A 14,790-nucleotide genomic window follows, 5' to 3' on the forward strand; every position below is an offset into this window, starting at 1 on the left:
TCCATTATTTGGAGATGTGAGCGATCAGATCCAGAACCTTGTTGGAATAGCCAGTTTCGTTGTCGTACCAAGAAACCAGTTTCACGAAGGTGTCGCTCAGTGCGATACCGGCTTTGGCATCGAATACGGAAGTCAGAGTTTCACCGTTGAAATCGGTAGAAACTACTTCGTCTTCGGTGTAACCCAGAACGCCTTTCAGCTCGCCTTCAGAAGCCGCTTTGATAGCAGCACAGATTTCTTTGTAAGACGCTGGTTTTGCCAGACGAGCAGTCAGGTCAACCACAGACACGTTCGGAGTTGGAACGCGGAACGCCATACCGGTCAGTTTGCCGTTCAGTTCTGGGATAACTTTACCTACAGCTTTAGCTGCACCGGTAGAAGAAGGGATGATGTTCTGGGATGCGCCGCGGCCGCCGCGCCAGTCTTTGTGAGACGGGCCATCAACAGTTTTCTGAGTTGCGGTAGTTGCATGCACAGTGGTCATCAGCGCTTCAACGATGCCGAACTTGTCGTTGATAACTTTAGCCAGTGGTGCCAGGCAGTTGGTGGTACAAGAAGCGTTAGAAACGATTTCCTGACCTGCATAGGATTTGTGGTTCACACCCATAACGAACATTGGGGTGTCGTCTTTGGATGGGCCAGTCAGAACAACTTTCTTAGCGCCTGCAGCGATGTGTTTACGTGCAGTTTCGTCAGTCAGGAACAGGCCAGTTGCTTCAGCAACGACGTCAACGTTGACTTCGTTCCACTTCAGGTTAGCCGGATCTCTTTCTGAGGTACAACGGATGGTTTTGCCGTTAACAACCAGGTGGCCGTCTTTAACTTCTACAGTGCCGTTGAAGCGGCCGTGAGTAGAGTCATATTTCAGCATGTAAGCCATGTACTCTGCGTCTAACAGGTCGTTGATTGCAACGATTTCGATGTCAGAACGTTCTTGAGCAGCACGAAAAACAATGCGACCGATACGGCCAAAACCGTTGATACCTACTTTGATAGTCATATATTCCACCAGCTATTTGTTAGTGAATAAAAGGTTGCTTGTAAAATTACAAAAACCTTACCAAGCGTCAAGCGGAATCGTGTCAATTCTTGCTGCAAATCAAACCTGAGACGTTGGTTTGAGTGCTTATTGCACATTCCGTTTGCGTTCGGCCTCATCCGTTATATGGGGTCAAACCGCCAAGTATAAAGTCAGTCCGTTTAAGATGTGTGATCGGCATCACATATTGCCGTGACATGGCCTTTATGGCCTACAGTTTAGGCCAAAAATCGCTGCAGTGTTGTTAATTTTTTGTTATTATTACTCATTGTTTTCGTTGACATTATCCACATTCAGAGAATCGCACAAATGGCTAAAGAGACAACCCCTGACCATCCGGGCACGGAACTGAATGAAATCCAACGTTATGTGACGCAAGAGCGTGGTACCGAGGCTCCGTATTCCGGTAAATTACTGCACAACAAACGCGAGGGCGTGTACCATTGTCTGTGCTGTAACCAACCGCTGTTCTACTCCGACAGCAAGTATGACTCCGGTTGTGGCTGGCCAAGCTTCTATGAGCCAGTATCTGACGATGCTATTCGTTATCTTGATGATAATACGCACAATATGCACCGTGTTGAAATTCGCTGTGGTCACTGCGACGCACATTTAGGGCATGTTTTCCCGGATGGCCCGCAACCGACCGGCGAGCGTTTTTGCGTTAATTCCGCGTCGCTGAGCTTTACTGACGGCGAGAACGGCGAAAAAACGGCAGGCTAACGATTATTCCGTTAGAAAAATCGATTCAGCTAATTATTCTTCCACGAGTGAGGAAATGCTCTGATGGACGTGAAAGACCTGATTGCCGCCATGACGCCGGAAATCTATCAACGCCTGGTATTGGCTGTTGAGTTAGGTAAATGGCCGGATGGCGTCGCGTTGACCCCGGAACAAAAAGAAAATAGCCTGCAGGCGGTGATGCTGTGGCAGTCATTGCACAATACGGATCCTCAGCATATGAGCATCGGCACTGATGGCCAGATAGTGATGAAGAGTAAGCAAGAACTGAAACAGCAGTTCATTGCTGAACCGCTGGTGAAGTTAAAACCACAGTGAATCTGACGACGGGGCGATGCTGCCATCGCCCCGTTGATTTAGCGTTTCCCGTTGTTAATCCCCAGTGATTCCGCCAATTGATGCGCCAACCGGTTATTGTCATCCGCGCCGTATTCCCAGAACATGGCGCCACCGAGTCCTTTGCTTTTGATGTAGTCCGCTTTGAGCTCAACCGAGCGTGGGTTCTCATACGAAATGGCAAACAGCGGCTTGCCTTCGGCAGATTTCATCGTCAGATAAGGTACCTGAGCGTCGCTGTCCCAATGGGCGGTGAAGCGCCGCTGCGGATCGTTTAACAGTTTGCTGACGATATCGTTGTATTTAAAGTAACTGTCCTTGGTGAGGTCCAATCCCATGGATTTGAACACGGCAGTTTCACGTGCAGTGAAATAGGGCTGGGTGACAGGGTTTTTAGCTGCGTCTGGTTTGTCCCAATCTATACCCGGTTCGGTCGCCCGTTTTGGCACCCGGCCATAGAAACCAATCCCCAGGTTTAATTGCGCGGGCTTCAACCCTGCTGCCAAATAGTTATCCACGACAAAATTGGCGCTGTAACGATCGGCAGCCGCGACGGTTGGCCACTGTTTGGAATCATACAGGTTGGCGTTGAAGTATTGAGTGCCGTACGCCATGTCATAGGTCATCAGGTTGATATAGTCGAGATAGGGTGCAATGCCCTTAACATCGACCCACTCCTGTGGGCTTTTCACATTGGCGCCGACGGCGATGGTCAGCAATTTGCCGTTATCCAGCGCCTTACGCAGCTCCCCTAACAACAGGGTAAAATTAGCGCGATCCGCCGGCTGGCTTTCGACCAGTCCCCAGGCACCGTTAACCGGGTATTCCCAGTCGAGATCGATGCCGTCCAGTTGGTACTGTTTAATGACCTGTTGCACCGAACGGATAAAAACGGCGCGGCTTTCAGGTGTTGCTGCGGCACCGGAGAACCCGCGAGCGCCCCAGCCACCAACGGACAGCAGCACTTTCAGTTCAGGGTTTTGCTTACGCAGAACGGGCAGCAATTGCAGATCGGCCATCACCTTGGGTGACAGATAAATTTGGTGCAGACGAGCAGGGTCTTTTAGTGCCGGATGGGTTTCCTGCTTCTCGTCGTTATAGATCAGGCCGAAAGAGTAATTGAGGTGGGTGATTTGTGTGACGTCCAGCTTATTGATATCGCCGCCAGGGCCGGCGGTAACGTCACCCCCACCGTTGAAATAACCAACGGACAGATAAGAGGCCGCGTGAGCCATGCTGGTTCCAGCCATACCAAGCTGTACCGCTACCAGTAAAGGCAGCAGTTTACGGGTTAAAGCCATGTAATCTCCTTTGGTCGACAAGGCCGACCGAAACCGCCTGAGGCGGTAACATAAAGCCGGGCTCAAAGGGCCCCGGATGCGTATAACTCATTGATGCAATGCATCAGTGGTCATAACAGCAAATGCGCTGGATACGAACAAGATGTAATCACATGAGAATGGTTGGAATGTGAGCGGTGTCGAGGTTTCTAGCGGAGTGGAGATGGGCGTGTTTCACGCCCGTTTATATCATTGTGCAATAAACTGTGACAGTGTCACGATTTGAGCGCCAGCCTGTTGCATGGCCTGAAGGGCTTTCTGGCTGTCGTCTGGCTGCAAATTGACACCGCGGCAACCGTCGATAATTACCGATGTTTGATACCCCAGCGCTAATGCATCCAGTACGCTAAATTTCACACAGTAGTCAGTTGCTAATCCCATGATGGCAAGGTGAGTGACATTCTGTGCTTTCAACCACGCGTCCAGTTCAGTGTGTGAACGGTGGCCGTTGTCGAAAAAAGCACTGTAGCTGTCGATATCTGTACTTTGGCCTTTACGGAACACGGCGTTGATGCGCTGTTGCTCTAGCTGTGGGTGAAACTCGGCACCCTGGCTTTGCTGCACGCAGTGCACCGGCCACCAGACCTGAGGTAAACCGTCAAGCTCACCCAGGGTTCCCACCTCTGCATTGGCGTTGACCGCGAAGCTACGATGATTGGCGGGGTGCCAATCCTGGCTGGCGACTACCGGCTCACCGCGTGCGCTACAGGCCGTCATGGCCTGATTGGCGACCGCGAGCACGGCATCGCCTTCTGTCACCGCCAGTGCGCCACCGGGACAAAAGTCGTTTTGCAAATCAATAAGCAACAGGGCTGTTTTCATTTCTACTCCGTGGTGCGGAATGGTTAACCACTAATGCTCAGCTCACCACGCAGATCCTGCTGCATCTGGCTGCGGATTTGTTCCGGTGTTAGTGGTTGGCTCAGCAGATAATGCAGTTTGGTCAAGGCGGCCTCAACGGTCATGTCGAATCCACTGATGACCCCGGCATGGGCCAAGGCATTACCGGTGGCATAACCTTCCATGTTTACCCGCCCGGAGATGCACTGCGTCAGATTCACTACCACGATGCCGCGTTCAGACGCATCGCGCAGCTCATCAACCAACTCTGCTTTTTGTGGTGCGTTACCCACGCCGTAAGAGCGAAGTATCAATGCCTTCACCGGTTGCAGCAGGAAGTTGCGCACTACGGCGCCGGAAATCCCTGGGTAAATCGTCACTACGCCGATCGGCTGGGGTGTGATGTCGTGTACTTTGAGGTCACCGTTGCAGGCCGGGCTATCGATGCCGTTTTGGCGACGAATATGGATACCGGCTTCCAATAATGGCGGCAGGTTGGGCGAGGCAAAGGCATCGAAACCGTCTGCATGTGCTTTGGTCGTGCGGTTGCCCCGAAAGAGCTTGTTGTTGAAGAACAAGCTGACTTCATTTACCGGGTGGTTAGCCGCCAGATAAAGCGCGTTCAAAAGATTGGTTTGGCCATCTGAACGCAGTTCCGCCAGCGGGATTTGGGAGCCGGTCACAATCACCGGCTTGGCCAGGTTTTCCAACATGAACGACAGGGCCGATGCGGTGAAGGCCATGGTGTCGGTGCCGTGCAGGATGACGAAGCCATCATAACGGTCGTAATTCATTTTGATGTCATCGGCGATATGCTGCCAGTCTTCAGGCGTCATATCGGAGGAGTCTATCAGCGGCGCGTATTCATGAATGGTGAAGTCCGGCATTTCAGGCCGGTGGAATTCTGGCATCAGGGCCAGTTGGCGCTGTAGGTGGCCGGAAACCGGGATGTAGCCATGTTCAGAACGTTGCATGCCGATGGTGCCACCGGTGTAGGCGACGTAAATCGATTTCTTTTGCATAGTCTTGGTTTTAACAGAAATTAGATGGGCTGAATTATAGGGGGATAAGCGCAGAAAAAAAGCCCAGCGGGTGCCGGGCTGAGGATTAATTTGTTAGCGGACTTCTCCGCAGGTCAAACAGATAGCATAGCGATTTTGCGGATCGTTCAGATTATTGAACAAACCTGGTTGTTCTTTGACCGCCATGGCGACTGACGCCAGCGGGGCGGGTAGCATTGACTGGATAGCCGCCGGCAGCATGGCGTGAATAGACACACCAAACTGGCTGAGGACCATATCGGTCAGGCTTGGGGTATCAACAAACCAGTTAAGCTGCCACTGTTTCAATTGCGCCAACTCGGCGGCTTTCTTCACTGCGTCGTCGAAGTCGCCCAACTGATCGACCAGGCCATTGGCCTTGGCATCGCTGCCCAGCCACACGTGACCCTGAGCAATCTGATCAACCTGCTGCGGTGTCATTTTGCGGGACTTGGCGACCAGATCGATAAAGTTTTGATAACCTTTTTCGATGTTCAATTGCATCATCTGCGAGAACTCAGGCGGCAGCGCCTTGGTGACGGCCAGATCGGCCAGCGGGGAGGTTGCCACGCCGTCGGTATGTACGCCGATACTGTCCAACGTCTGCTCGTAGGTGTTAATCACCCCGAAGATGCCAATGGAGCCGGTGAGGGTGCTCGGACTGGCGATGATGTAGTCCGCCGGTGTAGAGACCCAATAGCCGCCTGAGGCTGCCATGCCGCCCATGGAGACCACGACAGGTTTGCCAGCGGCACGCACAGCAGCCAATTCGGAACGAATAACTTCAGACGCACTGACACTGCCACCTGGGCTATTGACGCGGAAAATCACGGCTTTGATTGCCGGATCCAGTCGTGCCTGACGCAGTTCTGCGGCGGTGGTATCGCCCCCAACGGAGCCCGGGGTTTGTGGGCCATCCATGATTGCGCCATTGGCAAAGATCACGGCAATTTTGCCGCCCTGATCTGGCGTAGGCTTCGGCTGATAGTCATAGATGCTGGTGGCGTTGAAATCATTCGCCTGTTTGTCCCAACCGAAGGTCTTGATCAGTTGATTTTCGATGACGGTTCGTGATGCCAGTTCATCAACCAGTTTGTTGTCCAGCGCATACTTGGCGGTGTCCCCCCCGGCAGCCTGCAATCCACTTAATACGCCCGCAGCGCCTGGGAACAGCTGTTGCGCCGTGATCTGACGGTTAGCCGCTACTGTCTCCAGATAGTTTTGCCATAGGCCACCAATCCACCGGCTGTCAGCTTCTCGAGCTGCCGGTGACATGTCATCACGGATCAAAGGCTCAACGGCGGATTTATACGTCCCAACGCGGAAGATGTTGGTTGTGACCTTGAGTTTTTCCAGCAACGACTTGTAGTAAAGGTTGTTGGTTGCAAAACCGTGCAGATCGACCGCACCCTGCGGCGACAGGTAAACTTTGTTGGCGTAGCTGGCCAGATAATATTGTGTCTGGTTATAGCTGTCACCGATGGCAAAGATCGGTTTGCCGCTGTCACGGAACTCACGCAGCGCTTTGCCAATGTACTGCAGCGAAGGCTGATCGGCGCCGGCAAAGTCATTCAACTGCAATACCATGCCGGTAATGTTTTTATCGTCTTTGGCTTTACGGATGCTATCAACCACGTCAAACAGGGAGTTTTCCTGCAGGCGGTTGCTTGAGGCGCCCAGCAGTTCGCGGCCCCATTGGCGCACTTTATTGTTCATTGAGGGTTGGTCAACGACCACGCCGCTCAGATCCACCAGTAATGCCCCGCGAGTAGGGACTGTTGACGTGGTTGAGCTTTGGAACGACAAATAAATGCCCACCCCCACCAAGATCAGTAACACCAGGAACAGATTGAGGATAAGTTCCCTGATAAAGTTCAGCAGACGCCATGTCCACCTAAAAACGCCGGCAATGATTTGCCACAATGTGCGCATGTGCTCTCCAACAAGAGTCGAGAATGTTCCGCTATCCTAATGAGCGGGCGAGGAAATGTCAGCTTTAAATCGTGGGTCACAGAGGGGAATGCCGAGACTGTCACTCGCCGTTTAGCTATGTTAACGTGATCGTAATGAAAATTGTTATCAGGAGTTTACGATGGATGCACTGGATCTTTTACTGAATCGCCGTTCTGCGTCGCGCCTTGCGGCCCCTGCGCCTGCCGGTGAGGTTCGTCAGAATATCATCAACGCGGGCCTGCGGGCGCCTGACCACGGTGCTTTGCAACCCTGGCGTTTTGTGATGATCGAAGACCAGGGGCTGGAGCGCTTTAGCCAATTGTTACAAGCTGCTGCAAAACAGGATGAAATGGATGATGCGGCCATAGAGAAAGCGACTAAGGCGCCGTTCCGCGCTCCTCTGATCATTACCGTGGTAGCGCATTGTACCGAAGAAACCAAGGTTCCGCGTTGGGAGCAGGTTGTCTCCGCCGGTTGTGCGGTCCAGGCTATGCAAATGGCCGCATTGGCCCAAGGTTTTAACGGGATCTGGCGCACCGGTGCCTGGACTGAACATCCTTTGGTTCGTGACGCCTTTGGTTGCCGCGAACAGGACGAAATTGTCGGTTTCCTGTATTTAGGCACTCCTCAGCTAAAAGCGTCCACCAAAGTGGTCGCCCCAGACAGCACCCCGTTCGTCAGCTATTTCTGAGCCCCGTACGGACTGCGGAAAAAATGCACTAAATCCCGCCATTCTGTGTTGTTTCTGAGCAGGCTGTTCGGTTATCGACAACCTGCTCTTACCAATCCCGTCGGCAAGCGCTACCCTATGATATCTTGAATGCCGTTAACCGAAGGGAGTGGTATATGTCATCGCCAGCGATCCGTTTAACCCAGTACAGCCATGGCGCTGGCTGTGGTTGTAAAATCTCACCGAAAGTTCTCGAAACTATTCTGCACAGTGAGCGGGAGAAATTTGTCGATCCGAGTTTGTTGGTTGGCAATGAAACTCGTGACGATGCAGCGGTGTATGACATTGGTAACGGTGTCGGCATTATCAGCACCACCGACTTTTTTATGCCAATCGTCGATAGCCCGTTTGATTTTGGCCGTATCGCCGCGACGAATGCGATCAGCGACGTCTATGCTATGGGCGGTAAACCCATCATGGCGATTGCTATTCTTGGCTGGCCGATTGCTACGCTGCCGCCGGAAGTGGCACAACAGGTGATCGACGGTGGGCGTTATGCTTGCCAACAGGCGGGTATTGCGCTGGCTGGCGGCCATTCTATTGATGCCCCTGAGCCCATTTTTGGCCTGGCGGTCACCGGTATAGTGAATACTGAACGGGTGAAAAAAAACAGTGCCGCTCAAGCGGGATCCAAACTATTCCTGACCAAGCCGCTGGGCATTGGCGTGCTGACCACGGCCGAGAAGAAAAGCAAACTGCGTCCTGAACATGCAGGTTTGGCAACCGAAGTGATGTGCCAGTTGAACAAACCCGGCGCGGATTTTGCCGACGTTGAGGGTGTGACGGCGATGACGGATGTCACCGGTTTCGGCCTGCTGGGCCACCTGAGCGAGGTTTGCCAGGGCTCTGGCCTGCAGGCGACGGTATGGTTTGATCACGTGCCGAAGTTGCCGGATATCGAGCATTATATTGCCGAAGGGTGCGTGCCGGGGGGCACGGGGCGTAACTTTGACAGTTACGGCCATCTGGTCGGTGAAATGACCGATTTGCAACGACAGCTACTGTGCGATCCGCAAACCTCTGGTGGTTTGTTATTGGCTGTGCTGCCCGAGGCAGAACAGCAGGTGTTGGCCATTGCCGAACGTCATGGCATTCAACTCCAGGCAATTGGTGAACTGCATGCGGCAGTGCCGGCTAAGCCGTTGATAGAGGTCGTGTAGTGTCCGTAACGCCAGTGCGGGTGGATACCCAAGACTATCGCCGTATTTTTTTACACGATATCCCGCTGATAGATGTGCGCGCGCCCGTTGAGTTTCAGCAGGGCGCGTTCGCCAATGCAATCAATCTGCCGCTAATGAACGATGAAGAACGGCAGGCGGTTGGCACCTGTTACAAGCAGCAGGGGCAGCAGGCTGCAATTGCATTGGGCTACCGCCTGGTTAACGGCAGGCTACGTGAGCAACGGACAGCAGCATGGGTAGCACAATGCGCTCAACGGCCAGAAGGATATATTTACTGTTTCCGGGGCGGTTTGCGTTCACAGTTGGTGCAGCAGTGGCTGCGTGAGGTCGGTGTTGACTACCCACGCATTATCGGTGGCTACAAAGCATTGCGGCATTTCTTGCTCACCACGTTGGAACAGAGCGCCGAATTACCGATGGTGTTAATCGGCGGCAATACCGGCAGCGGTAAAACGCAGTTAATCAATGAACTGGCCGATGGGGTCGATCTGGAAGGGGCTGCTCATCACCGCGGTTCATCTTTTGGCCGAACGCTCGTGGATCAAAGCGCTCAGATTGATTTTGAGAATCGTCTGGCTGTGTTGTTGCTGAAAAAACAGCATGGTGGCTGCCGCCGTTGGGTGCTGGAAGATGAAGGGCGTATTATTGGCAGCAATAATGTGCCATTACCCATCTTCAATCGCATGCAGCAAGCCCCAGTGGCGGTGATAGACGATCCCTTTGACGTGCGATTGGCACGGTTGCAGCACGAATACATTGACCGTATGCGCCTCGAATTTGAACAGGCTTATGGCCCAGAGCTGGGTTGGCAGAAATACGGTGAGTATCTGCATCACGGTCTGTTTGCCATTCGCCGCCGCTTGGGAATGGAACGTTTCCAACTGCTGACACAGCGCCTGGAATGGGCATTACAGTGCCAGCATGCCAGCGGGAATAGTGACGGGCATCAGGAGTGGCTGGTGTCTCTGTTGCAGCACTACTACGATCCGATGTATCACTATCAATTGGAAAAAAAATCCCAACGAATTGTGTTCCGCGGGAATTATGCTGAAGTAAGAGATTTCCTGATGACGTACAGCCAGAATAACGGTGAATAATGCGACTGTTTATTGCCGAAAAACCGAGTTTGGCGCGCGCCATTGCCGACGTTCTTCCTAAGCCACATCGCCGTGGCGATGGATTTATCGCTTGCGGTAACAACGATGTGGTCACCTGGTGCGTGGGCCATTTATTAGAACAAGCGCAACCGGATGCCTATGACAGCCGTTATGCGCGTTGGTCGCTGGCGGATCTGCCGATTATTCCTGAGAAGTGGCAATTGCAGCCACGGCCTTCGGTGAGCAAACAGCTTAATGCCATTAAAAAGCTGTTACAGGACGCCGATGAAGTCGTGCATGCTGGTGACCCCGATCGCGAGGGCCAATTGCTGGTGGACGAAGTGCTGGACTATTTGTCACTGACGCCGGAAAAACGTCAAAGTGTCCGCCGTTGCCTGATTAACGATCTCAACCCGCAAGCGGTAGAGCGCGCGATTGAACGGCTGCGTGATAACCGCGACTTTATCCCTCTATGCGTTTCCGCATTGGCTCGCTCGCGTGCTGATTGGCTGTATGGCATCAATATGACCCGTGCCTACACTATTCTGGGACGCAATGCCGGTTATGATGGCGTGTTGTCTGTTGGCCGCGTGCAAACGCCGGTGCTGGGGCTAGTGGTACGGCGTGATGAAGAGATTGAAAACTTTGTGTCGAAAGACTTCTTCGAAGTTAAAGCGCACATAGTGACGCCAAAAGAGGAGCGCTTTGTCGCTCTTTGGCAACCCAGTGAATCCTGTGAGCCTTATCAGGATGAAGAGGGGCGCTTGCTGCACCGGCCATTGGCAGAGCACGTGCTCAAACGTATTGAAGGCCAGCCGGCGCTGGTTACGTCCTATAATGATAAACGGGAATCAGATACTGCGCCGTTGCCATTTTCTCTGTCGACCTTACAGATTGAAGCCTCCAAGCGCTTTAACCTGAGCGCCCAGCAGGTGCTGGATGTGTGTCAGCGTTTGTATGAAACCCATAAGTTGATCACCTACCCACGTTCCGATTGTCGTTATCTCCCGGAAGAGCATTTCGCCGGACGTCATTCGGTCTTAAATGCCATCAGCGTTCATCAACCCGATCTTTACCCACAGCCGGTGATCGACAGCGATCGCCGTAACCGTTGTTGGGACGACAAGAAGGTGGATGCCCACCATGCCATTATTCCTACCGCTCGTGCCAGTAAAGTAAATCTCAGTCAGGATGAAATGAACGTTTATGGGTTGGTTGCGCGTCAATATTTGATGCAATTCTGCCCGGACGCCATGTTCCGCAAGTGCGTGATTGAGCTGGATATCGCTGGGGGCAAGTTTATTGCCAAAGCCCGTTTTCTGGCAGAGGCCGGGTGGCGGACCCTGTTGGGCAGTAAAGAGCGTGATGAAGAAAACGAAGGCGCACCATTGCCGGTGGTGGCGAAAGATGACGAACTCTTGTGTGAACGCGGTGAGGTGGTTGAGCGTCAGACCCAGCCACCAAGGCCGTTCACCGACGCCAGCCTGCTTTCCGCCATGACGGGTATTGCGCGCTTTGTTCAGGATAAAGCGCTAAAGAAAATCCTGCGAGCGACCGATGGTTTAGGAACCGAGGCCACGCGTGCGGGAATCATTGAGTTACTGTTCAAGCGTGCGTTTTTGTATAAGAAGGGGCGTTATATTCATTCTAGCGAAACGGGTCGAGCCTTGATCCATTCGTTACCGGATATTGCCGCCCGCCCCGATATGACGGCTAATTGGGAAGCGACACTGACGCAAATCAGTGAGAAATCCTGTCGCTATCAGGACTTTATGCAACCTCTGGTAGGTACTTTGCAGGATCTGATTTATCAGGCCAAGCAGAGCCGGGCGAGTATGGCGTTTCGCGGGTTGCCGCCGTCACCTTCCTCCGGGGCAAAGAAACGTAAAAAAAACGCTGGCAAGGCGCGGGAGAAAAGTGAATGAATCACAGGTTAGTGATGCTGGCGACGGGCATACTGCTATTTTCTGCCACAGCGACGGCCCATCGTGGTGATGTGGATGTCGTTGTGCCGGTATCACCGGAAATCTGGGGCACGGCGAAGAGCGCCGCGGCTCAGCCGGCTGCGCAACCCTGCAGCCGCTGTTGCATTTATCAGAATCAAAACTATTCGGAAGGGGCGATTCTCAAGGTGGAAGGAGAAGCGCTACAGTGCATTCGTGATCCCAACGTGGTTGGCACCAATCCCCTGATCTGGGTGCGTTTGAAAAAGTGACGCGGTAACCTTAGTAGCTCAGGCTTCTGAGGCGAGTGCAGCTATATACGCGGTAAGTAACGGCACGTCAGCCGGAGCCAGGGGATAGTCAAATGCCTGCTCCGGCGTTAACCACACAAAGTCGGAATGGCAACGGTTTTGTAATTCGCCACTGAATGCCGCAATACGCCAGGCATGCAACGTAATCACTCGTCCGTCCTGTTGCCATTGATTGCTGGCTACGTAGTTGCCGACGCTGGCCACAATCCCCAACTCTTCGTCCAGTTCACGCGCTAATGCTTGTGGTTGGCTTTCACCTTGTTCAACTTTGCCGCCTGGAAATTCCCACAGGCCGGCCTGATCGCTGTTGGCATCACGCTGTGCCAGTAAAATTTTGCCATTCTTTTCAATGATGGCAGCGACAACATCGATTATTTTCATCTGTATCACATAGCGAAACCCCGGCAATAGCCGGGGTTGGATTCATTACAGCGAGAATTCCGCCCAGACCGGGGCATGATCCGAGGGTTTCTCCATTCCGCGGATCTGATAATCGATCCCGGTTGCGGTGCAGCGAGCAGCCAATGGTGTGCTGGCTAACAGCAGATCGATACGCAGACCTCGGTTTTCATCGAAACCCCGTGAGCGATAGTCGAACCACGAAAACTCATCGTTACGCCCTGGGTTTGCGTGTCTGTAGGTATCTACCAGACCCCAATTCAGTAGGCGGTCCATCCATTCACGCTCTTCCGGCAAGAAGGAACACTTACCGGTGCGCAGCCAGCGTTTGCGGCTTTCTTCGCCGATGCCAATATCATAATCACTTGGGCTGATATTCACGTCACCCATCACCAGTACCGGTGAGTCCACCGACATTTGCTGCTCCAGATAGTTTTGCAAGTCCTGATAGAAGCGTGTCTTGGCGGGGAATTTGATAGGGTGGTCGCGGCTTTCGCCCTGAGGGAAGTAACCATTGATCACCGTCAGCGTGCCTTGCGGCGTCGCCAGATCGGCCATAATGATTCGGCGCTGAGCGTCTTCTTCATCGGTCGGGAAACCGCGACGTACGGCAAGCGGTTTTTCTTTGGTCAACAGCGCTACGCCGTAGTGGCCTTTCTGGCCGTGATAGAACACGTGATAACCATACTGGCTGACGTCTTCCAGTGGGAACATGTCATCGTGAACTTTTGTTTCTTGCAGGCCAATCACGTCAGGTTGGTGCTGTTCGATGATGGCGGCCAGTTGGTGCGGACGCGCACGCAGTCCATTGATATTAAAAGAGACAAACTTCATGAGCGATGCCGTTTTTACGAGAAAAATGTGTTGAGATAGTAGCAGAGTTTGGCCAGAAATGTAACGCAGGCCAGCGGCTATGGCCGCCAGCTGCATGCTGTGCTATTTCGCCCAGCGATCGTAAGTCTTTGGCTGGTAATCGTCGAACTGCTGCAGCAAGGTGTGCGCAGACTCACTGATGTGCATGGTGCCGAGGTAGTCATGGCGCATAAAGCCCTGATCGGCGACATGTTGCAAGAACCCGTTCAGCGGGCGATAAAAACCCTTAACATCCAGCAGGCCAACCGGTTTGCTGTGGTAACCGATCTGCCCCCAGGTCCAGATTTCAAACAGCTCTTCCAACGTGCCTATGCCACCAGGCAATGCGATAAAACCGTCTGCCAGGGCTGCCATGCGAGCCTTACGCGTGTGCATGTCGGGTACGACTTCGAGCTCAGTCAGGCCCCTGTGCGCCGTTTCCGCTTCTACCAATCGTTCAGGAATGATGCCAATTGCCTCGCCACCAGCGGCAAGCACGGCATCAGCCACAATGCCCATTAGTCCTTTCTTACCGCCGCCATAGATTAATCGTCGGCCCTGAGCGGCAAGTGTTTGGCCCAATTGCCGTGCGCTATCGGCATAAGCGGGGTTGACACCTTCACTGGCACCACAAAAAACGCAGATATTGTTACGCATGCACTTCTTTCCTTACTGCATTAAAGAAGTCAGTGGTATAGCGAATTGTTAGCTGGAGTTCAAGTTGAGGATGTGCTGAATGGTTAAGGGAATTGATAAATGCTAAATCTGAGAGGCCAAAGGGGGATATTTACACTGTAATACGGGAAGCTTCTCATCCCTTTGGGCCGCGCTAAAGCGCGTTGTCTCACTGCGTGAGACTCGAACCTTGTCGAAGCTTCTCATCCCTCCCCGTAAGGAGTGATATGTGTGCGTTCAGGTTTGATTTGATTCTGGGGTATAGATAAGGATGGTGGTGGGGGAAGGATGACTCGTCGTTACACTCCTCGCC

The 14,790-nt window shown here is 53.0% G+C and carries 15 protein-coding genes and 1 other RNA gene; 7 read left to right on the forward strand and 9 right to left on the reverse strand.

Annotated features, from left to right (window positions below):
- Window positions 1-4: 4 nt before the first annotated feature.
- Window positions 5-1,000 (reverse strand): glyceraldehyde-3-phosphate dehydrogenase, encoded by a 996-nt coding sequence (gene gapA, locus AC2FC2_RS24725; protein WP_012145453.1) that lies wholly within the window; start codon window positions 998-1,000, stop codon window positions 5-7.
- A gap of 348 nt (window positions 1,001-1,348) precedes the next feature.
- On the opposite strand from gapA, the gene msrB reads away from it, so the two are divergent.
- The gene (gene msrB, locus AC2FC2_RS24730) at window positions 1,349-1,762 is read left to right on the forward strand and encodes a peptide-methionine (R)-S-oxide reductase MsrB (RefSeq protein WP_037419703.1); all 414 of its coding nucleotides are present in this window, start codon (window positions 1,349-1,351) and stop codon (window positions 1,760-1,762) included.
- Window positions 1,763-1,825: 63 nt separating this feature from the next.
- A complete protein-coding gene (locus AC2FC2_RS24735; protein WP_037419701.1) occupies window positions 1,826-2,098 on the forward strand; it encodes a YeaC family protein in 273 nt (90 codons plus the stop codon).
- Window positions 2,099-2,136: 38 nt separating this feature from the next.
- On the opposite strand, the gene chiD is transcribed toward AC2FC2_RS24735, so the two are convergent.
- The 4 genes from chiD to sppA form a co-directional block, all read right to left on the reverse strand.
- Complete coding sequence (chiD, locus tag AC2FC2_RS24740) at window positions 2,137-3,417, reverse strand: chitinase ChiD (RefSeq protein ID WP_490660058.1); 1,281 nt, start codon at window positions 3,415-3,417, stop codon at window positions 2,137-2,139.
- 228 nt (window positions 3,418-3,645) lie between these two features.
- Window positions 3,646-4,278 (reverse strand): bifunctional nicotinamidase/pyrazinamidase, encoded by a 633-nt coding sequence (pncA, locus tag AC2FC2_RS24745; RefSeq protein ID WP_490660059.1) that lies wholly within the window; start codon window positions 4,276-4,278, stop codon window positions 3,646-3,648.
- A gap of 23 nt (window positions 4,279-4,301) precedes the next feature.
- Window positions 4,302-5,318, reverse strand: a complete 1,017-nt coding sequence (gene ansA, locus AC2FC2_RS24750) for an asparaginase (RefSeq protein WP_209633921.1) — start codon at window positions 5,316-5,318, stop codon at window positions 4,302-4,304.
- A gap of 93 nt (window positions 5,319-5,411) precedes the next feature.
- Window positions 5,412-7,268, reverse strand: coding sequence for a signal peptide peptidase SppA (sppA, locus tag AC2FC2_RS24755; RefSeq protein ID WP_209633918.1), 1,857 nt, complete (start codon window positions 7,266-7,268; stop codon window positions 5,412-5,414).
- Window positions 7,269-7,428: 160 nt separating this feature from the next.
- Between sppA and AC2FC2_RS24760 the strand changes: the two genes are divergently transcribed.
- The 5 genes from AC2FC2_RS24760 to AC2FC2_RS24780 all read left to right on the forward strand — a co-directional run bounded on the left by AC2FC2_RS24760 (window position 7,429) and on the right by AC2FC2_RS24780 (window position 12,512).
- On the forward strand, window positions 7,429-7,980 hold the full coding sequence (locus AC2FC2_RS24760; protein WP_209633916.1) for an NAD(P)H nitroreductase: 552 nt from the start codon (window positions 7,429-7,431) through the stop codon (window positions 7,978-7,980).
- A 155-nt stretch (window positions 7,981-8,135) separates the two neighbouring features.
- Window positions 8,136-9,179 (forward strand): selenide, water dikinase SelD, encoded by a 1,044-nt coding sequence (gene selD, locus AC2FC2_RS24765; protein ID WP_209633913.1) that lies wholly within the window; start codon window positions 8,136-8,138, stop codon window positions 9,177-9,179.
- Window positions 9,179-10,297 carry a tRNA 2-selenouridine(34) synthase MnmH gene (mnmH, locus tag AC2FC2_RS24770; RefSeq protein ID WP_209633911.1) on the forward strand — a complete coding sequence of 373 codons (1,119 nt, stop codon included), beginning with the start codon at window positions 9,179-9,181 and terminating at the stop codon, window positions 10,295-10,297. The genes selD and mnmH overlap by 1 nt, the downstream gene beginning before the upstream one ends.
- Complete coding sequence (locus AC2FC2_RS24775; RefSeq protein WP_490660060.1) at window positions 10,297-12,222, forward strand: DNA topoisomerase III; 1,926 nt, start codon at window positions 10,297-10,299, stop codon at window positions 12,220-12,222. Before mnmH ends, AC2FC2_RS24775 begins: the two co-directional genes overlap by 1 nt.
- Complete coding sequence (locus AC2FC2_RS24780; protein WP_490660061.1) at window positions 12,219-12,512, forward strand: DUF1496 domain-containing protein; 294 nt, start codon at window positions 12,219-12,221, stop codon at window positions 12,510-12,512. Before AC2FC2_RS24775 ends, AC2FC2_RS24780 begins: the two co-directional genes overlap by 4 nt.
- 18 nt (window positions 12,513-12,530) lie before the next feature.
- Here AC2FC2_RS24780 and AC2FC2_RS24785 read toward each other — a convergent pair whose 3' ends face one another.
- The 4 genes from AC2FC2_RS24785 to AC2FC2_RS24800 form a co-directional block, all read right to left on the reverse strand.
- Window positions 12,531-12,932: a pyrimidine (deoxy)nucleoside triphosphate diphosphatase gene (locus AC2FC2_RS24785; protein ID WP_490660062.1), complete on the reverse strand. Its 402-nt coding sequence runs from the start codon at window positions 12,930-12,932 to the stop codon at window positions 12,531-12,533.
- 45 nt (window positions 12,933-12,977) lie between these two features.
- A complete protein-coding gene (xthA, locus tag AC2FC2_RS24790; protein WP_209633903.1) occupies window positions 12,978-13,784 on the reverse strand; it encodes an exodeoxyribonuclease III in 807 nt (268 codons plus the stop codon).
- Window positions 13,785-13,886: 102 nt separating this feature from the next.
- The gene (locus tag AC2FC2_RS24795) at window positions 13,887-14,459 is read right to left on the reverse strand and encodes an LOG family protein (RefSeq protein WP_209633901.1); all 573 of its coding nucleotides are present in this window, start codon (window positions 14,457-14,459) and stop codon (window positions 13,887-13,889) included.
- A 135-nt stretch (window positions 14,460-14,594) separates the two neighbouring features.
- A non-coding RNA gene (locus AC2FC2_RS24800) (RtT sRNA) lies at window positions 14,595-14,705 on the reverse strand.
- Between the last annotated feature and the right edge of the window lie 85 nt (window positions 14,706-14,790).

It is taken from the genome of Serratia sp. CoH_122_TC_1, assembly GCF_058191755.1.